Origin of the sequence: Microbacterium sp. 22296, from assembly GCF_052045385.1 — a bacterium.
GTDB lineage: Bacteria > Actinomycetota > Actinomycetes > Actinomycetales > Microbacteriaceae > Microbacterium.
Genome location: NZ_JBQEOS010000010.1, coordinates 100,694 through 119,840, shown reverse-complemented (window position 1 = coordinate 119,840; position 19,147 = coordinate 100,694). Strand labels below are relative to the sequence as shown.

Sequence of the window (19,147 nt, the reverse complement as noted above, 5' to 3'; positions counted from 1 at the left end):
GCGTCGGCGGTCCACGAGGACTCCCCGCCTTCCTTCACGGTCTTCGACTCGAGAGCGGTGTACAGCAGCTCCTTGTCGACGAGGCCGACCGCGTCGTCGCCGGTGTCCTCGGAGGTGCCGACCGGCTCGCCCTCGGTCACGAGACCGGTGTCGCCCCCGTCGATGAGCTTCGGGGTCCAGCCGAGGTGGTCGGGGGAGATCGTGGCGCCACCGGGGCCGGTGAACGCCGAGGCCTGACCGACGACGTACCAGAAGTGATCCGCCGGGATGTCGGCGACGTCACGGGTGTCGGTGACGGTCACGGTGGGCAGGGCACCGTCGAACTGGCGCACCTGGGCGTCACCGGATGCCGACTCCGTCAGCGTGGCGGAGGTACCGGCCACCGTCAGGCTCAGGCTGCCCGGGCCCACGACCGGGGCGATCTGCACGTTGACGTCGACGTCGGAGCCGTCGACCTCGGCGGCGAACGCCGCACCCGCCGTGCCCACGAGCACCAGACCACCGGCAGCGGCCACGGCGATACGAGCCGCGGCACCCTTGGAAAACTTCATTGTGTACTCCGTTTCTTCGTCCGACACCGACGTCGAACGATTCGCATCCTCACCGGACGATCCGGCCACTCCAGAAAAACCAGGCACCCCGCCGTACGTCACCGCACCCAGCGGGGCACAGACCACCGCCCACCCGCACGCCGCCGACGTGCGGGGGGGCGGTGGTTCACAAGGGGTGAGGGCGTCACCAACGCCCCCACCCCCATCTCTCAGTTCTGCGCGTTGTAGGCCGCGTCGACGCTCGACGTTGTCTTCTTCCCGTCGATCGTGGCCGTGGCCGTAACCGTGACAGTGCCGGCGGGGATCGTCGCCTTCCCCGTGCCGATGGCCGCGCTGACCGTCTGGCCCGGCTGAACGGTGGCGAACGACTTCTTCCCGTACGCCGTCACGACGTCCATCTGCACCGGCACCGCCGAACGATTGACCGAAGTGACCGTGACATACGCCTTGCCCGCGATCTTCCGGGTGGATGCCGTGGCATCCACCTTCAAAGCGGGCGCGGCCGGACCCGGCTTCATCGCGGTGAAGGTGAGCTTGTCCATGTTGGGTGCCCACTGCGAGCGCAGCCCCAGGGTGGGGAACCGCTCGGAGATGAAGGTGGTGCCGTTGAAGTCCGGCGCCTCCTTCGACGCGAACGACACGGTGTTCTCCCCCGCCTTCAGCTGCACGGGAACGGTCAGCTCCCAGAACTGGTTGGCGTTGTAGCTCTGGGGGAAGAGCACCTGCTGGACGGGACCGCCGTTCACCGAGATGTCGGCTCGTCGCGCCACCGGGTCGGGGTTGTAGTGCGATGCCGGCGACTGTTCCTCGTTCGAGTAGCGCACCGTCATCGCATAGGTCCCCGCCTGCGCCACCGTCACCTTGTGAGTGAGGGTGTTGACGTTGTTCTGGGCACCGCCGATTCCGACGACCGCCTTGCCTCCACTCGCGAGCGAGAGGTCCTGCACCTTCGCGGTCCCGGCCACGACGCCCGCCTCCGCCTCGATCGTCTGCGACGCGAGCTTGCCGCCCGATGCGCCGACGGCGATGCGGTCCAGCGCGAGGGTCCCCGTGCCGCCGACGACCTCGACCTTGTTGACGCCACCGACGAGGAATGCCGGGACGCCCGCGGTGTCGGTGACATCGCCGAGTTCCACGCCGTTGACCTTGACCTTCCCGGTGCCGCCGCCGAGGGTCTTCACCTCGAGCGACTTCTCCGAGTCGTCCTTGTTGTAGATCCAGAAGGTGGCCGACTGCCCGGCGCCGACGGAGACGTAACCCGATCCGGACACGCCACCGCGGTCGTAGGCCGCTTTCGCGTCGTGGAGAACCGCGTTCTCAGCCTCGTAGATGGGCGTGTGGTTCGGGTTGGGCAGGGTCACGTCGATCTTGTCGATGATCGCGGCCCCGGTGGTCGCCTTCGTCCCGTCGAGGCTGCGCGCCGCGAGGGTGATCGTGTTCTTACCGGCGTTGAGGGCGACCTTGGTGTCGGTGTGATCCCAGACGACCCACTTGTAGCCGAGGTCGGCGTAGATCTCCTGCTCGGCCGCGCCGTTGACGCGGAGGAACATGTTGACCGGGCCCTGGGCTTCGTTGCGGGCTTCCTTGTTGTAGGCGTTGGCCAGGACGCTGAGGTCGTAGGTTCCGGCCTGCGGGACGTCCACCTCGAAGTTCAGCGTCAGCGTCGAGTTGGTCTCGATGCCTCCGACGTTTCGCTCCCCCGAGGTGTAGAACTTGCCGACATCCGCCGGCGAGCCCTCGGGACCGTTGTTGTAGTACGGCGCACCCGTGTGAGGCGCGGTCTCCGCTTCGTAGACGCCGCGCCACGAGACGGAGGGCTCCGACGGGGACGTGGTGTCGGTTCCCGGGGTGACGATGATCTCGTACGCCGAATCGGTGCCGAGCGCCGGGAGGTCGCCCTCGCCGAACCCGAGTTCGACCGAACCGTTGCGCACCGGCGCCTCGAATTCCTTCACCGTCTGGGGCTCGGCGGAATCGCCGATCTGCCCCGTCCAGCGGATGTCGCGGATGAGGACGTGGGCGCTGGTCCCGACGTACGACGGCACGTTGTCGACGTACACCTTCTGCGCACCGGCGGATCCGCCGATGAGGGCCTTCACCTGCTGCTTGGCGTCATCGATCGTGGCGACACCCTGCAGGGTGTAGCTCACGTCCGGCTGCGGTGGCGTGACCCGCACGGTGTCACCGGTCATGTTGCCGTAGGAGTTGAGCAGCCACCACTGGCCGTTGCCGCGGTTGGCCTCGACCGCGGAGTCGGAGAGGTTGCCGTCGATGTTCCAGTAGGCGATGTCTGCGTCGATCTTGCTGTCCTCGATCGCGGAGATCCACTGGATCATCTGCGCGGGGACCGAGGTGTGGTAGTTGAAGGCGTACTCGTTGACGTTGATGGGGAGCTCCGTGCCCTCCCACTTCGTCCCCGCGAAGAACCCTCTCTCCCATGTCCGGTAGCGGTCGACGCTGGAGCGGATGGTGGCGGGGTTGCTCAGCTCGTGCCAGGTGACGACCTCAGGAACGGTGTCGTTGGCGACGGCGTGCTTCATGAAGCCCTCGACCTGGTTGTAAAGGATGCTGGTGTTGGGACCGGCGATCCGTGCGTCCGGCAGTTCGGCCTTGATAGCGCGGTACAGATCGTCCCATGCACGGAAGAACCGATCGGGGTTGTCCAGCCAGCTGTACCCCCAGAAGTTCTCGCCTCCGCCGCCGTACATGTTGCCCTCGGGCTCGTTGAACGGCACGAAGACGATGTTGTCCTGGTACTCGGCGGGCAGCTGCTTGACCTGCTTCACCTGGTCGATGACCGACTGCTTGTACCAGGCCTCCTTCTCTGCGCCGGTGTTTCCCGGTACCTGGTAGGGGAAGCCGCGGTTGATGTCGGTCATGTAGATGTACACGTCGCCGTCGGACGAGTCGGCGAGCGGCTTCACGACCTCGAGCGCGTCAGCACCGGGGTGCTGCGGCCCGTCCTGCGCCTTGGTCGAGACGGTGCGGAGCTGGATGCCGTCGATGAGATTGTTCGACGGGAGGCCGGGGCCGTAAAGGCCATACAGCGTGCCCGACGCACCGCCCATGAAAGCGCCGGTGCGATCCGCGGCGTCGATCGACAGCTCGCCCGGGATGACGACCCGCACCTTCGCCGTGACGATCGTGTCCGTTCCGTCGACGGTGCCCTCCACGGTGAACGAACCGCGCTGGGCGTATGCCGTGGCGGGCACGGCGGCCCAGGTGACGGAGGCCAGACGTTGCTGGCCGTCGCTGTACGTCGCTCGCACGCCCGGGAGCGTGGGTGCCGTACCGACATCGGTACGCACCTGCGTCGACGTCTCGAGGACCTCGGTGAGCGTCGGGGCGGCCGATCCCGCCAGATCCCGCACCTGCTGCGGCGTCAGGACGGTGTCGTAGACCTGGAAATCGTCGATGGACCCCTTGAAGAAGGGGTGCACCCCGGTCCAGAAGGGCTGACCGATGTAGCCCGAGTTCGCCGCCGACGCTTCGTACAGCACCTGAGCCACGTCGATACCGACGTTGGTACGGCTGACTTCGAGGCCGTCCAGGTAGTAGATGACGTTGTTCTCGTCGACGGTCGTCGTGACCAGATGCCATCCGTCGGTGGGGAGGGGCGTCGTCGCCCGTGCACCGACCTCTTGGCCGTCCGCCGTGGGCTTGGCGCTGGAGCGGGCCGTGCCGTCTTCGAACTTCGGCGTGTAGAACGTGGCGTTGTTCCGGTCTTTGCCGAGGGTGTAGAGCCATTCGAAGACTTCACCGCCCTCCCACTTGATCCACGACGAGATCGTCGTGCCCTGCAGGTCCTTGAACAGACCCGCGGGGACCGTGATGTACGGCGCTGTGGTGGAAGTGCGCGGTCCGCCAGAGAGCTGCAGGGCCTTTCCGCCGCCCTGACGGTCGACGAGCTTCGCCGAACCGGGGTTGACGAGGGTGCCGTTGCGCCCGTCGCCGGAGGTGTCCTGGACGGTCGCGGAGACGGAACCCGCCCCGTCGAAGTCGTAATCCAGAATCAGGTGGTCCGCGGCCGAAGCCGCCGCCGGAGCAGCCTGCGCGGCCTCGGGAACGGCCGGCTGGCCGATGGCGAGAGCGGCGACCGCCAGTCCCGCTGTCACTACGGCAATGGGCTTGCAGGAGGCAAGCCGCGGAGATGACCTCATGGGGGATTCTCTTCCTCGTCGTTGAGTAGTTCCGGATTCATGACATCGAACCGGTTCGACATTACGATAAACGAGGATGCGGATCCTCGCAAGGAAAACTGTCCAGCTCGAGGAAGCCCCCGCGTACGACTGACCGGTCCACCCGGTCACATTCCGCCCGCCAGCTGCGGAGACTCTCCGCGGCGACGACGATGGAGCGCGACGGTGGCACGCCGGGCGGAGGTCCGGGCGATCGTCCGACGGGACGTCGAACGCGTCCTTTCGAACCGCTTCAGGAGGGCATCCCGCACGGCTCCTCAGACTGCGTCACCTCCGCCGACCGCAGTCGATCCACCGGTGGCGACCCTGTCCCCGTCACGCGATCGCCGGCGATCGGCCAGCCCCTCCGCAGCGAGCAGCACCTCGTACTGCTCGATCGTGATGACCGCCGCAACCGGTCGTCCGCGACGGGTCAACAGCACGGGCTGCTCCTGAACGCTGTCGACGACCGTCGACAACCGCCCGCGCGCCGCCTCGATCGCGAGGCGATGCGCGCTCGCCCCCCTTGCCGACGCGGGTGCACGGGTCATGGCCGAAGAGCCCCCAGCGTTCGACGCGCTCCGTCCCAGGCGTGGGCCGCCTCCCTCGCGGACGAAGAGCGGGATGCGATCGATCGGGGCGTCCACCTCGACCTCGCCGCCCCCGCTCGCCTGCGCACCGGTCCAGAGATCACGCCAATCGACGCCCGACGGCAGCACGACACGGCGCGACCGCGCCCCCGCCTCCATGATCGGGGCGACGAGCAGGTCGGGCCCGAGCAGGAACTGGTCCCGCACCCGCCAACTCCGCGCATCGTCGGGGAAATCGTGGAACTGTCCGCGCAGCACGGGCTGCCCGTCCGTGTGCGCCTCGCGCATGACCGTTCGCAGGTAGGGACGCAGCGCCTCGCGGGTGCGCAGGTAGCGCTCCAGCACGGGGGTCGCGGCATCCCCGAAGCTCCACACCTCATTCGCGCCGCCGGAGGGGGAACGCCGGGAGCCGTCGGCCGCGTGCACCGGGGTCAACGGCATCCGATCGCCGTGCAAACGCATGACCGGGCAGAACGCGCCGAACTGGAACCACCGCACGAGCAGCTCACGGAAGCCCTCGTCATCCGGATCGCCCTGGTGGAAGCCGCCGATGTCGGTGGTGAACCACGGGATACCGGCGACGCCCATGTGGATGCCGGCGGTGACCTGGGCGCGGAGCGCGGCGAAACTCGAGGCGATGTCACCCGACCACACCAGGGCGCCGTAGCGCTGGCTCCCCGCCCACGCGGTGCGCAGCAGGTTGACGACCTCGTTCTCGCCGTCGGCCCACTGCCCCTCGGCGAACGCCCGCGCGAAGTGCTGCGGGTACAGGTTGCCCACCTGCGGGACGGAGCCGGCGTGGTAACGGTAGTTGTCGTAGTCGTAGAGGCCGTACTCGGGCTCGGCCTCGTCCAGCCAGAAGGTCCGGATGCCGTGTCGGCCATAGTTCTCGCGACAGCGCTGCCACACGAACTCCCGCGCGCGGGGGTTCGTCGCGTCGAGGAACGCGCTCGGGCCCTCGAACGACATGTGCACGTCGAGCCCCCGCTCGGCGCGCACGAGAAGGTTCTCCTTCTTCATCACCGCGTAGTTCTCGCTGTCGAGGGCCACTTGCGGCCAGACCGACACCATCAGCTCCACACCGAGTTCGTCGAGCTCGCACACCATCGCGGCCGGGTCCGGCCAGAACTCCTCTTCAAAGCGGAAGTCGCCCATCCGCGGCCAGTGGAAGAAGTCCGCGACGATGACGTCGAGCGGCAGCCCGCGCCGCACGTGTTCGCGCGCGACCTCCAGCAACTCCTCCTGCGACGAGTAGCGCAGCTTGCACTGCCAGAAGCCCAGCCCCCGCTCCGGCATCATCGGGGGGTGCCCGGTGGCGTCGGCGTAAGCGCGGGCGATGTCGCGCGGCGTGGCGCCCGCGGTCACCCAGTAGTCGAGCTGCTCGGTGGACTCCGCCGACCACTGCGTGCCGTTGGCCGCGAAGGTCGCCCGGCCGATCGCGGGGTTGTGCCAGAAGAATCCGTAGCCCCGGCTCGACATCACGAACGGCACGCTCGACTGCGAGTTGCGATGAGCGAGCTCGAACGTGCAGCCCTTCAGATCCAGCACGTCCTGCTGATACTGCCCCATGCCGAAGAGATGCTCGTCGGGGGCGCTGTCGAACGACGCGGTCAGGCGCACGTCTCCCCCCGGGATGGGTCGATGCTCGCGCGCCACCAGAGCGAGGGAGCCACCGGCATCCCTCTCCTGGAAGAGCAACCGCCCGTCGGTGTCGTAGAAGGCCAGATGACAGAAGTTGCGGTCGTACCCCGTCTGCAGCTGGATACCGCTACGCGAGGTCGCCACCACGCGCAGTCGGCCGCACGTCAGCGTCGCCCGGGCGCCGTCGATCTCGATCGTGGCCGCGGTGTCGGACGGGGGCAGGAGCGCCCAGTCGTGGTCGATGACGTCGTGCATGAGCCGCGCCCGCACGCGCACGCTGTCGCGTCCCCAGGCCTCCACGACCACGGTCTCGCCGTCGCCGCGCCACGTGAGTCGTTCGCCCTCGCGACGGAAGTGGGCGAGATCCGACGTCACGCGCGGAACCCGACGCCGGTCCCCGCCCCGCCGACCGCGTCGACCTCGACCTCGGGATGCGGCCGGGACCCGCTTCGGCGCACATGGTCGTCGGCGAAGACGAGGTAGACGCTCGCCGTCCAGGTGTATGCGCGGTCGCGCAGTCCCTCTCCGGTGATCGCGTCGAAGTTCTCGGCGAAGCCCGACTCCTCGCACAGGGCTCGGAAACGCTGATTGACCGTGTCGGCCAGGGCGACGTGCCCGCCACGGCGCAAGCCCTCCTCGATGATCATGGTCGACGGCGCCCAGATCGGTCCGCGCCAGTACCCGTCGCTCTCGTACTCCGGAGTGCCGATCAGCTGCGTGGCCGGGCCCCACGAGGTCAGGTGGTGCGCAATCTGCTCCGCCAGCTGCGTCCCGACCTCGGCGGGGAAGCGGTCGGAGGCGAGGACGGGCAGCAGGGTGAGAAGACTGGTGCGCTTGCTCTCGCGGCGGCTGTGACCGCCGACCGCGAAGAAGCCCTCGGTGTCGCGGAGCTCGGCGAGCAGCGCCTGCTGCACGCGGTCGCGCTCGGCCCGCCACAGGTCACCGTCGAGGCCCAGTTCGTCGGCCAGCTCTGCGACGACGTCGAGTTGGATGACGAGGAAGGCCGCGAGGTCGGGGGCTTCGATCACCCGGTCGTGATCGAAGGTGGTCGCGTTGTCCCAGCCGCTGTCGTTGCCGTGCTCGTAGGACGGCAACGCGCGACCGGGCGACGTCCGGTGATCGAGCCAGAACCGCGACCAGCGCACGAGGTGGCCGTAGACGGTCTCGAGCTCGTCGCGGGTCAGCGGTCGGCCGAGTCGTTCACGCAGCCGCTGGAACGCCCAGCCGTGGATCGGCGGCTTCACGAAGTTGTAGAGCACCTCCGAGTGCGTCACGGAATCCGGCATGGCTCCCGCGGCATCCTGATGGTCGAAGGGGGTCAGGAACTGATCGAGCGCCAGATCGGGCAGACCGGGAGCCAGGGCGAGGGCGTTGAAACAGTGGTCCCAGCTCCAGACCTTGTCCATCCAGTGCTTCGACATCAGGACGGACTCGCGGGTCAGGAAGCCGGCGGGCGCGACCGTCGCCGACCACAGCGTGTATGCGGCCAGGGTCGCCGCCGGGGTCTCGCCGGTGCGCCATCCCGCGACGGCGCCGAGGTAGTCGCTGAACTCGGTCGCCACCCGCTCCGCCACCGCGTCGAAGGACTCGGTCGTCGCGTAGGGGACAGCGGCGGATTCGATCTGCTGGATCGCGACCTCCCACGCCCCGTCGCCGCCGAGAGTCAACGCGCGCGCGTCGTCGCCCAGCGCCTCGGCCCCCCGTGCCGCGCCCGTGCCCGTCAACACGGTGATGCGGTAGCGACGCCCCGTCTCGTAGGAGGTGAAGACGAACGCTCCGTCCGAGGGAGCGCGGAAGAAGTAGGAGCCGGAGAAGGGGGTCAGCACCTCCGCGGCGTCGGCGATGGTGAACTCCCCCGCGTCGCCGGAGAGGCGAATCACGTCGCCTGACTCGAAGACGGCCCGCGCGACCACCCGACCGTTCACCCGCCACGTCAGCACGGCCGGGTCGGCCTCGACGACGGCGGGGAGAACCTCGCCGGACAGGGTGGGGACGAGTCGCAGGACGGCATGCATCCCGGTCACGTGCGAGACGAGGTGCACGTGCTCGGAGTGCGCGTGCAGACCGATCACCGGGGAGAGGTTCATCCACGATCCGCGATAGCTGAAGGGGATTTCCCGCACGTCGAACGAGGGCAGGGTCGAGGAGGTCACGGGGGCCTTTCGGGAGAGGGTGCGGTCAGTCCTTGACGGCGCCGGCGGTGACACCGGCGGCGACGTAGCGCTGGGCGAGGACGAGCAGGACGGCGGCGGGGATGGATGCCACCACGGCGGTGGCCATGATCGCGTTCCACTCCTGGTTGTTGTTGCCGATGTAGCGGTAGATGCCGATGGTGATGGGCTGGAGCTTGCCGCCGCTGTTCAGCGTCGAGGCGAAGATGAAGTCCGACCACGACCACAGGAAGGCGAACAGAGCGACCGTCACCATCGAGTTGCGGCTGACGGGAAGGACGATCGAGCGGAACGTGCGCCACGCGCCGGCGCCGTCGATGCGGGCGGCCGCGAGCAGTTCGTCGGGGATCCCCCGCATGAACGCGGTGAAGATGAGCACGCCGAACGGCACGGCGATCGTCGAATCGGCGAGGATCAGCCCCGGGATCGTGTTCAGGATGCCGAGGTTGAGGTAGATGGCGTAGAACCCCATCGCCATGATGATCCCCGGGATCATCTGCGCGATCAGCAGCGCGAAGCTCAGGGCGTTCCCGCCTCGCGGGCTCAGCTTCGCCAGGGCGAAGGCGGCGGGAGCCGACAGCGCGAGGGTCAGGAGAACCGTGCCGACGCCGATGACGAAGCTCGTGCCGAGGAAGGGCAACTGGTCCGAGAGCACTTTCTCGTACCCCTCGAGGGTGGGGGTGAGCGGAAAGAGGTCCGGGGGCGACTTGCGCATATCGCTCTGCGGGGTGAGCGAGACGTTGACCATCCAATAGACGGGGAACAGCATGATCGCGGTCAGGATCACCCCGACCAGCGTGATCCACCAGGGACGACGTTTCATCAGACTTCCAGACGGCGCTGAGCGCGGATGTAGATGAGCCCGAACACGAGCGCGATGACGATGAGCAGGTTGCCGACGGCGGCCGCAGGGCTCAGGTCGGGCAGGGCCGAGCCGAACCCGAGTCGGTACGACCAGATGGCGAACGTGGTGGACGTCGAGCCCGGGCCGCCCCGGGTCATGATCCAGATGATGTCGAACACCTTCAGCGTGTACACCAGGCCGAGAAGGATCGTGATGGCCGACACCGGGCGCAGCAACGGAAACGTGATGCGCCAGAACTTCTGCCACGCGTTCGCCCCGTCGATGGATGCCGCCTCGTAGATGTCGGTCGAGATGTTCTGCAGCCCGCTGTACAGGATGACGAGGTTGAACGGGATGCCGATCCAGATGTTCGCGATCAACACCGAGATCAGCGACCACTGGGGAGAGGTGAGCCAGTTCACCTGCCCGAGCCCGATCGAGGTGAGGAAGAAATTGACCACGCCCGATTCGGAGTTCAGCATCCACGACCACGCGGAGGCCGAGACCAGCAGGGGCAGGAGCCACGGCACGAGGAAGAGCGCCCGGAGCGTCGCCGACAGGGGGAAGCGCTGGAAGAAGAACACCGCCAGTGCCATGCCGATGGAGTACTGGAAGACGATCGACACCAGGGTGAAGGTCGCCGTGTTCATGAGGGCCGGCCAGAACGTGGCATCCGTGAAGACGGCGATGTAGTTCGCGAACCAGACGAATGGCGCGTTGCCGTCGATGAACGAGCGCACCGTGTAGTCGCGCAGGCTCAGATCCAGGTTGCGATACAGCGGGTAGGCGTAGAAGACGGCCAGGTAGATCACGACCGGGGCGATGAACGCCCAGGCCGCCCACTGGCCCCGCCGCCGAGAACGGCGGGCGGGGCCCGGGAAGACGCCGGCTCCCGCCGACGTCCTCCCTCGACCACCACGAGCCGCTGACTCAGGAGGAGACTGCGTCAGGGTCATGTCGGTTCTCGATTCTCGTGCGGACGGATCAGCCGGCGTCGGCGCTCTGCTGCGCCGCCGCGAGAGCGTCTTGTGCGGACTGCGTGCCCGTGAGGGAGTTCTGTACTGCCGTCCACAGCTGCTCCGAGATCACCGGGTACCGGGTGCCCAGGTTGTCGCCGGTGCGGGCCTGGGCGGCGTTGACCGCTTCGATCCACGGTTCGAGCGTGGCGTCATCCGCCAGTTGCGCCTCCTGCGCGTCGGGCGTCGCCGCGATGTAGTTCAGCGCGTTGTCAGTGGCGACGACGTTGGTGGTGTCGGTCAGGCACGACACGATCTGCGCCGACTTCTCGTAGCGGCCGGTGTCGCTCTGCACCGGGAGGGTGAGGAACTCGCCACCCGTGGGAGCGGCGGCGGGGCCACCGTCCTTGGCGGGGATCGGAATGACCTCGTAGCCTGCCTCGGCGGCCGCGGCCTTCTGCCACGTGCCGTTCTCGGCGAAGGCGAACTCGCCGGTGAGGAACTCCTCCCAGCTCGTGGTCTGGGTGTTGTTGATCACCGAGTTCGGCGCCAAGCCCTTGTTCACCCAGTCCGTCCACAGCTGGACGGCGGAGACGGCGTCGGCTGAGTCGAGCTCGGTCAGCTCCGCGCCCGACCCCCAGAACCAGGGGAGGAACTGGAAGCTGCCCTCCTCGGTACCGATGCCCGAGAACGTGATGCCCTTCTTGCCCGCGGCGACGACCTTCTCCAGGGCCGCGTTCAGGCTCGCCCAGTCCGTCACCGACGCGATGTCCACGCCCGCGGCGCTGAGCACCTGCGGGTTGTAGTAGAGCGCCAGCGTGTTGGCGCCGATCGGGACACCGTAGGTCTGTCCGTCGACCACCGAGGCGCCCAGTATGTTCTCGGCGACATCGCCGGCGTCGAGACCGTTGTCGGTGGTCGACGTCAGCAGACCGGCCTCGACGAGCGTCGACACCGCGGGATTGTCGATCAGCAGAATGTCGGGCGAGTCGCCCTGCTGACCCGACAGCAGCGCGCGGCTGGTCAGGTCGCTGGTGTCGAAGCCGGTGCGCTCCACGGTGACGCCGGCGTCGGCGGCGCACTGGTCGATGACCTTGGCCCACTCGGACGTCTCGTCGTACTGGGGGTACGGGTCCCAGAACGTGAATGCCTCGGCGGAGCCCTCGGTGCTGTCGCCTCCGCCGGCGCCTCCACCGGCGCAACCGGCCAGGACGCCGATGGCGACGGCGCCGAGGGCGACGGTGCGGAGAGCCCGGGTACGGGTGATTTTCGTGCTCACTGCGATTCCTCTCTGAATGTGACTGCGTTGTCGTTCGAGCAGGTGACGCGTTGAACCGGTTCGACGCGGGGCGAAGAGCAGGGACGCGCTGAACGCCTTCTCAGGCGGTGCTCCCCCTGTCGGTGAGCTCCGGCTCGATGAAGCGAACGACGGGCGGCCCGTAGTTCGGATCAGCGATTCGCCGAACCAGATGCTGAACCGCTTTGCGGCCCAGTCGGTCTGGGGACGTCTCCACCGCCGTGTACGGCAGGAGGAAGGTGCGTCCGAAATCGCGGGAGTAGAGGCTGACCACCGACAGGTCGCGCGGGACGACGGTCCCGCGCTCGCGCAACACGGCGGGGAGCGCCGCGATCGATGCGTCGTTGTGCACGATCAGGGCCGTCGCCTGCGGCCGGGCGTCGAGGATGGCGTTCAGACTGCGTTCGATGGCGGGCTGCTGGGATTCGCCGTAATGCACGTGCAGCGACATGCCGTATCGCGCGGCGCGTTCCAGAGCGGCGTCGCGGAAGCGCCAGCTATACGCGCCGCCGCGATCGAAGACGTGCCGGGGCGGGGTGACCAGGATGAGGTCTCGATGGCCGAGTCCGTGCAGGTGATCGACCAGCTGCCGCGCCGCCTCGCCGAAATCGAGATCGAAGACGTCGACTCCCTCGGTGTCCTTCGGCAGACCGACTAGAGCGCCGGGTTGGCGGGCGGCCCGGAGGGGAGGAAGGCGCGGATCGTCGTGCGCGACGTCGAGGAGCACGACTCCGTCGACCATGTTCGACGACGTGATCCGCCGCACGGCGTCCGGCCCGTGATCGTCCGTGACCATGAGGATGTCGTAGCCCAGCTCACGGGCCGCCGTCGACACAGCGAGGATGTACTGCAGCATGGCCGGGGGGAACTCGTCGTCATGGAACTGCAGCAGCAGACCCAGCACCATGGTCTGCGCCGTCGCCAGAGCCCGCGCTCCCGCGTTGACGGTGAAACCGAGTTCGGCGATCGCGGCGTCGATGCGTGAGCGCGTCTCCTGCGAGATGGGACGGTTGCCCGAGAGGGCGTACGACACCGTGCTGCGGGAGACGCCGGCGGCCTTGGCGACATCGGCGATGTTGACCACGCGCTCTCCTCCCGCATCATCGTCGAACTGGTTCGATCAGGCTAGCGGGAGACCTCGAAGAGCGCAACACATCCCTCGCTCGCGCAGACCCGCCCGTCTTCGACGCCCCTACTTGATCCCGCTGCGCGCGAAGCCCGCGACGAAGTACCGCTGGAACACCAGGAACACGATCGCGATGGGCACGACGTTCAGCAGCGCGTAGGCCATCGTCGCGCCGTAGTCGCTGCCGAACTGGCCCTGCAGGTACAGCAGGCCGATCGGCAGGGTGAACAGCCGGTTCTCGCGCAGCGCGATGAGCGGCCAGGCGAAGTCGTTCCACGACGACAGCAGGCTCATGAACACCAGCACGGCGATGAGCGGCTTCGACAGCGGCAGCACCACCCGCGTGAACGTCTGCAGGTGCCCCGCCCCGTCGAGGCGCGCGGCCTCGATGAGTTCGCGCGGGATGCCGAGCATGAACTGCCGCGCGAGGAAGAGCCCGAACGCGGATGCCGACACCGGCAGGATCACCGCCCAATAGGTGCCGTAGAGCCCCGTGGCGGTGACGATGCGGAACAGCGACACCATGATCACCTGCACCGGCAGCACGAGGGTCGCCAGCGCCAGGAAGAACAGCGCCGTCGACCCGCGGAAGCGCAGCTGCGCGAACGCGTAGCCGGCGAGCAGGCTCGTCGTCACGGAGATGAGGGTCACCACGACCGCGATCGCGACGGAGTTGCCGAACCAGGTCGCCACCGGGAACGAGGCGAACACCCGCTCGAAGTTCTCGAGGGTGACCTCTCGGGGCCAGAGGCGCAGTTCGCGCCCGCCCAGCAGCTCGGCGCGCGACGAGAAGGCGACGGCGAGCATCCAGTACAGCGGCGAGACCGCGGCGAGACCGACGACCGCGACGATGAGCGTACGCACCAGCATCCCGCCGCGACGGGAGCGGGTGGCTGCGCGTCGGCCGGCGCTCACGGTCGGCGGCGCGACGGGGGACGCGGATGGCATCCGCTCGTCGACGCTCACTCGACCACGTCCTTCGTGTTGCTGGCCCGGTACTGCGCGGCGGCGAACACGAGCGCGAAGACGAACAGCACCATGCCGATCGCGGCCGCGTAGCCCTGGTCGCGCGTCACGAAGCCCGTCTCATAGGCGTAGGTCACGAGCACGCTCGTCGCTCCCCCCGGCCCGCCCCCGGTGAGGACGAACACGATGTCGAACACCTGGAACGAGAAGATGACGTTCAGCACGACGAGGAAGAACGACGTCGGTCCCAGCAGCGGCACCGTCACGTGGCGGAAGCGCTGCAGACGGTTCGCACCGTCGAGTTTCGCCGCCTCGTACAGGTCGGGGCCGATGCCTTGGAGCCCCGCGAGATAGATGAGCATGTTGAAACCGGTGCGCCACCACACCGTCGCCAGCACGATCGTCGCGAACGCCGGCACGGCATCCGATTGCCAGGTCACGGGCGAGAGCCCGACGGCCGACAGCAGGCGGTTGAGGATGCCGGAGTTCTGATCGAACACGAGCACGCCGATGAGGGCGGTGGCGACGCCCGACACCGCCATCGGCAGGATCAGCAGCGAGCGCCAGAGCGGGCGCGCCGGCAGGGCCGAGTTGAGAAGTGTCGCCGTCACGAGCCCCAGGATCATCGACAGGGGCGTCACGAGCGCGGTGAACAGCACCGTGTTGCCGAGCGCCCGCCAGAACAGCGGGTCGCCCGCGAGACGCGCGTAGTTGTCGACACCGGTGAATGTGCCCGCGCCGAAGCCGTCGGTGCGCTGCAGGCTGACGATGAACGCCCCCACCAGCGGCACGAGCACGAAGACGAGCAGCAGCAGGTAGTTCGGCGCGATGAACCCGTAGGCGGCGAGCATCTCGCGGCGCGCGCCCGGGCGGCGGGTACGCATCTTCTCCCCCGCGCCCGGGTCAGCCGATCGTGGCACCGTGCCGGGCCGGGCGACCGCGGTGTCAGCCACCGGTGGCCGCTCCGATCCCCGACTGCAGGTTCGTCACCGTCGTCGCGGCATCCTGCGCCCCGGTGAAGGCGAGGTCGAGCTGCTCCTTCAGCACAGGGATGATCGCCGACATCGACGGGCTCGCCACCTGCGCGACGTCCTGCGGCTGCACGAGCGAGGCCTGGCCCGCGAAGACGGGACCGAGGTCGGGCCGCACGTCGAAGGTGAGGTCGTCGGTGAGCAGGTCGGTGCGGGTGGGGAGGAGGGATGCCGCGCGGCAGAAGTCGCGCATGGGGTCGGCGTTCGTGACGAACTCCAGGAACGCGGCGGCCAGCTCGGGCTGCTGCGTGTTCGCCGTGGCGACGAGCGCGTTGCCCCCGAAGTCGCTGCCGGCGCGGACGTTCCGCGGGGCGAAGGTCGCCGTCCATTCGAAGTCGGCCGTCTGCTCGGCATCCGGGATCTGGAACGCGCCCGACCACACCATCGCCACCGACTGCGAGAACCACGACTCGGCCGCGTAGCTCGACGAGGCGATCGTGTTGTTGGCGGGGACGTAGTTCTTGGTGAAGAACGAACTCGAGAACTCCACCGCCTCGCGCGCGGCGTCGGAGTCGATCGCCGGGGTCTTCTGGTCGGATTCCAGGAAGGCGCCGTCGGACTGGAACAGCAGGCTGAGCCAGCGGGTGACCCCATTGCCCTGCCAGTTGTACGCCCACGGCCACCGGTCGGCGGGCAGGCCCGCCCGCAGGCGCGCGCCGAGGGCGTCGAGCTCGTCCCACGTCCAGGCCTGGTCGGCCGAGGTGGGGATCTCCGACGGGTCGATGCCGGCCTGTCGGAACATGTCGAGGTTCACGAGGATCGCCGAGGTGTCGGTGTGGTGCGGGAGGCCGAACGTGCCGTCGCCGTTCTGCACCGCGGCCCACGCCTGCGGGGTGAACTGGCTCTCGCGATCGGCCGAGAGCAGGGGCTTGAGGTCGAGCAGCTGCCCGCGTCCGGCGTAGGCGCCGAAGGTGTAGTACGGCACGCGGAAGATGTCGGGCGGGTTGCCCGCCTGCAGCTGCGCGTCGATGTTCGTGAACATCTGCTCGTACGGCACCGCGTTGAGCTCGATGGTCGAGCCCTCGTTCGCCGCCTCGAACGCGGCGATCGCGGAGCGGAAGCCGGCGAGCTCGGCATCCGTCCCCCAGGTGGTGAAGGTGAGTGTGCCCTGGCGTCTCTCGGCGGGGGCGGTCTGGACGAATCCGCAGCTCGCGAGGAGGAAAGGCAGCGCGAGCGCTCCGGATCCGGCGAGGAAGGTACGGCGTGTCAAAGGCATGACGGGCTCCGATGGTTGTCGTCGAGAAGCGGACGCCGGGGCTGCGATGCTTCTCGCGGGCGACGGTACCCCCGTCGATTTCCCAGATCAGGGGGTTGCGCCGACGGCTTCCGCCTGCGCAGACACCGCTTCTGCGCGAAGTCCAGCCCCATTCCGCCCGGTCGACGCGCGCGTAACGTGACCACCGTGACGTTCAACGACAATGCGCGCGTCGGCGGCAATTCCGCCAAACGCCGGGGCGGGACCGTAGCGGCAATCGGCGGCGGAACGGTCGGTATCGGCGCGATCGTGGTGCTGCTGTTCTCCGCTCTCACCGGCACCGACCTGACCGGGCTCCTGGGCGGTCAGCAAGCCGCCGGCCCGTCGACGGGTGGCGAGTCGGTCGCGAACTGCGAGACGGGACAGGATGCCAACCGCGACGACGCCTGCCGCCTGGCCGCGGCCTCGCTCAACATCGACCAGTTCTGGGCGGAGCGCCTCGAGGGCTATCGCGAGCCGCAGCTCGTCATCGTCGACCAGGCGACGGGGAGCTCGTGCGGCACGGCATCGAACTCGACGGGTCCGTTCTACTGCCCGCCCGACGAGACGGTCTTCGTCGACCCGACGTTCTTCTCCATCCTGCGCGAACAGTACGACACGACCGCCGGCCCCCTGGCGCAGCTGTACGTGCTCGCACACGAGTACGGCCACCACGTGCAGAACCTCACCGGCGTCTTCGAGCAGTACCCGAACAACGGCACCGGCCCCGACAGCAACGGCGTCCGCACCGAGCTGCAGGCCGACTGCTACGCGGGTGCCTGGGTCGCCGCCGCGGGCGAACAGGTCGACGAGAACGGCACGCCCTACCTGCAGCCGCCGACGCAACAGCAGATCGCCGATGCCCTCTCGGCGGCATCCGCGGTGGGCGACGACCACATCCAGGCCGAGTCGGGCGGTGTCGTCAACCCCGAGAGCTTCACGCACGGCTCCAGTGAGCAGCGCACGCGCTGGTTCGACGTCGGCTACGACAGCGGCGTCAACGCCTGCGACACGTTCTCGGTGCCGGGTCAGGACCTGTAACCGAATCGGCACCATCAAGAGCCAGGACCGCCTGGGGGAGAGGTTGAGCCGATACGAGAAGCGCTTCGGGGCGACGCCTCTGACCCGCAGGGCGCGTTCAGCGGTCAGTCAAAGTTCGGACTTACGGCGAGACATCCGCTATACGATCTCAGGTCAAACGCTCGGGCTGAACTCTTTGCGGCCCGTGCCGTTCTGTGGAACGGGCGGCGGGATCAACGACCTCCGCGGTGGTGGCTTCGTCGGGGCTTTCGGAATGCGACTGCGGTGATCACATGAATCAGATTCGACGTGACGCGGATCTCCTCCTCGCGGAGTGGTTGAACGACGAGGACCGGCTCAGCTGTGGCCTGGGTGTCTCCGACGAGGAGAGCGCCCTGCCGGACTTCGATGAAGACGCCCCCGAAGCGTGGCCCTACTACGCAGCAATGCTCGACCTCACATCGAGTCCAGCGGTAGCTGAGTGGCTCGGGTGGCAGCGCATCATGTACTACCTCTGGGACGGGATGAGGGAGTGGCCCCAGCGAGGAATGGAAATCGTTCACGAGGTCGCAGTCAGCGCATCAGAATCACCGCGTGTGGGCCAGTTCCTAAGCCAGCGCCTCCTCCTCGACCTTGCGGAGACCTCTCCCGGTGTCGCCGCATTGGCCGTAGAGGTCCTCGACCATCACTACCAGTGGAGGATGGCCGAAAATCTCCTCTCCATTCGCGACAGTCTTCTCAGCTCACCGGACCCGGTTCTGCGCCACAAGCCGCACTGTGACTTTGCATCTCGCGGACTGCGCGCGTCGATTGTGAGACCTTTCGACACTCTCTCAAATCTGCCGGGCCTCGACTTTCCTGACATGACGTCGTCCCTCCGATGGTCCGCAGCAGTAGCGAACTCCATCGACGCGAAACCCACGGCACCATCCGCGCAAGATCTGGTGCGGTCTCTCGCTCCGGCACATGACGGAAAGCTCGACCCTCTCACACGGGACCAGATCGTTGCGGACGCCCTCGAGGCAGGCATTCAGAGATTCTATCTCGATGAGGCCTTCCTGGCCGTGCTGGCCGACGCAGTGGAATCCTCCGACCTGGGGCCCGGCCTTGTAACGGGGCTGGCTCTGGCCGAGCTACTGCGGCAAATCTCGACAACGCAGAGACGTTCTGCCAACCCAGGCTGGTCAACCTGGCGGGTATTCCATCCGCGAAAGCAAGGCGACTGAGCGTCCTACGAGGGGGACGTTTGGTGTTCGCCGGGCACGCATCACGCCCGCCATCGGATGCTCAGACCACAAGATCTGACGCTTAAAGTGACCCGCTCGCCCGGGGGTCGCTGGAAACGGACATTGCAAAATGGCGACCGAGAGGCCTGGTTTGGTCTCGTTCGATACACGCGACGCGAGGCAGGACCGCTTAGAATCTACAACGCTTGGCTGACATATCGATCATTATCGGCTTAGGTGCGCGTGTGAGTTCGGTACTCGGCAACAAGCCGCGGCGGACCGCAGACCGTGCTTCGGGCGCGGTCAATCACCCGCG

General features: G+C 67.9%; 13 protein-coding genes. 2 read left to right on the top strand and 11 right to left on the bottom strand.

The features are described 5' to 3' along the window. The 11 genes from ACTJJP_RS15690 to ACTJJP_RS15640 form a co-directional block, all read right to left on the bottom strand. Positions 1-551 (bottom strand): hypothetical protein (locus ACTJJP_RS15690; RefSeq protein ID WP_440775914.1); only part of this gene is annotated, 551 nt, incomplete at its 3' end. Positions 552-760: 209 nt separating this feature from the next. Then, a complete protein-coding gene (locus ACTJJP_RS15685) occupies positions 761-4,666 on the bottom strand; it encodes a LamG-like jellyroll fold domain-containing protein (RefSeq protein ID WP_440775913.1) in 3,906 nt (1,301 codons plus the stop codon). Positions 4,667-5,007: 341 nt separating this feature from the next. Further along, complete coding sequence (locus ACTJJP_RS15680; protein WP_440775912.1) at positions 5,008-7,335, bottom strand: type II toxin-antitoxin system prevent-host-death family antitoxin; 2,328 nt, start codon at positions 7,333-7,335, stop codon at positions 5,008-5,010. Beyond that, a complete protein-coding gene (locus ACTJJP_RS15675; protein ID WP_440775911.1) occupies positions 7,332-9,113 on the bottom strand; it encodes an amylo-alpha-1,6-glucosidase in 1,782 nt (593 codons plus the stop codon). Before ACTJJP_RS15675 ends, ACTJJP_RS15680 begins: the two co-directional genes overlap by 4 nt. A gap of 25 nt (positions 9,114-9,138) precedes the next feature. Further along, a complete protein-coding gene (locus ACTJJP_RS15670; RefSeq protein ID WP_440775910.1) occupies positions 9,139-9,954 on the bottom strand; it encodes a carbohydrate ABC transporter permease in 816 nt (271 codons plus the stop codon). Further along, entirely contained in the window at positions 9,954-10,931 is a 978-nt protein-coding gene (locus ACTJJP_RS15665; protein ID WP_440775909.1) for a carbohydrate ABC transporter permease, read from the bottom strand. Before ACTJJP_RS15665 ends, ACTJJP_RS15670 begins: the two co-directional genes overlap by 1 nt. A 28-nt stretch (positions 10,932-10,959) precedes the next feature. Continuing rightward, complete coding sequence (locus tag ACTJJP_RS15660; RefSeq protein ID WP_440775908.1) at positions 10,960-12,210, bottom strand: sugar ABC transporter substrate-binding protein; 1,251 nt, start codon at positions 12,208-12,210, stop codon at positions 10,960-10,962. Positions 12,211-12,310: 100 nt separating this feature from the next. Continuing rightward, positions 12,311-13,312 carry a LacI family DNA-binding transcriptional regulator gene (locus tag ACTJJP_RS15655; protein WP_440775907.1) on the bottom strand — a complete coding sequence of 334 codons (1,002 nt, stop codon included), beginning with the start codon at positions 13,310-13,312 and terminating at the stop codon, positions 12,311-12,313. Positions 13,313-13,420: 108 nt separating this feature from the next. Further along, a complete protein-coding gene (locus ACTJJP_RS15650) occupies positions 13,421-14,302 on the bottom strand; it encodes a carbohydrate ABC transporter permease (protein ID WP_440775906.1) in 882 nt (293 codons plus the stop codon). A gap of 14 nt (positions 14,303-14,316) precedes the next feature. Then, positions 14,317-15,204, bottom strand: a complete 888-nt coding sequence (locus ACTJJP_RS15645; RefSeq protein WP_440775905.1) for a carbohydrate ABC transporter permease — start codon at positions 15,202-15,204, stop codon at positions 14,317-14,319. A gap of 61 nt (positions 15,205-15,265) precedes the next feature. Beyond that, complete coding sequence (locus ACTJJP_RS15640) at positions 15,266-16,567, bottom strand: ABC transporter substrate-binding protein (protein ID WP_440775904.1); 1,302 nt, start codon at positions 16,565-16,567, stop codon at positions 15,266-15,268. Positions 16,568-16,753: 186 nt separating this feature from the next. On the opposite strand from ACTJJP_RS15640, the gene ypfJ reads away from it, so the two are divergent. Further along, entirely contained in the window at positions 16,754-17,626 is an 873-nt protein-coding gene (gene ypfJ / locus ACTJJP_RS15635; RefSeq protein ID WP_440775903.1) for a KPN_02809 family neutral zinc metallopeptidase, read from the top strand. Between the two features lie 272 nt (positions 17,627-17,898). Further along, on the top strand, positions 17,899-18,831 hold the full coding sequence (locus tag ACTJJP_RS15630) for a hypothetical protein (RefSeq protein WP_440775902.1): 933 nt from the start codon (positions 17,899-17,901) through the stop codon (positions 18,829-18,831). Positions 18,832-19,147 lie beyond the last annotated feature (316 nt).

Coding starts and splice junctions, on each gene's coding strand:
- ACTJJP_RS15665 (WP_440775909.1), bottom strand. CDS start 10,931: ATGACCCTGACGCAGTCTCCTCCTGAGTCAGCGGCTCGTGGTGGTCGA.
- ACTJJP_RS15640 (WP_440775904.1), bottom strand. CDS start 16,567: ATGCCTTTGACACGCCGTACCTTCCTCGCCGGATCCGGAGCGCTCGCG.
- ACTJJP_RS15650 (WP_440775906.1), bottom strand. CDS start 14,302: ATGCCATCCGCGTCCCCCGTCGCGCCGCCGACCGTGAGCGCCGGCCGA.
- ACTJJP_RS15630 (WP_440775902.1), top strand. CDS start 17,899: ATGAATCAGATTCGACGTGACGCGGATCTCCTCCTCGCGGAGTGGTTG.
- ACTJJP_RS15645 (WP_440775905.1), bottom strand. CDS start 15,204: ATGCGTACCCGCCGCCCGGGCGCGCGCCGCGAGATGCTCGCCGCCTAC.
- ACTJJP_RS15670 (WP_440775910.1), bottom strand. CDS start 9,954: ATGAAACGTCGTCCCTGGTGGATCACGCTGGTCGGGGTGATCCTGACC.